This is a genomic window from Rhodococcus sp. IEGM 1354 (genome assembly GCF_030056855.1).
Lineage (GTDB): Bacteria > Actinomycetota > Actinomycetes > Mycobacteriales > Mycobacteriaceae > Rhodococcoides.
This window is the reverse complement of sequence record NZ_JASHKT010000082.1, coordinates 1-218: the sequence shown is the minus strand read 5'-3', so window position 1 is coordinate 218 and position 218 is coordinate 1. Positions and strand designations below refer to the sequence as shown.

General features: G+C 65.6%; 1 pseudogene. It reads left to right on the top strand.

The annotated features are described in order from the left end of the window. Nucleotides 1-218: pseudogene (locus QM588_RS25655) on the top strand (VIT1/CCC1 transporter family protein); the annotation flags it as partial.

Here is a 218-nt window from a genome sequence, read left to right as displayed (position 1 = left end):
GTACGAGGCGAAATGTCTGTCGGCCGACACCGCACCGACCGTCCCACGCGAACTCACCGAACACGATCCGTTTGCCGCCCACGTGGACATCTAGCTGGGAATCGACCCGGATGCGTTGACCAATCCGTGGCAGGCCGCCGGCTCGTCGGCGGTCTCGTTCGTCAGCGGGGCACTGCTGCCGCTGTGTTCCATGCTGTTGGTGCCTGCGTCGCTGCGCA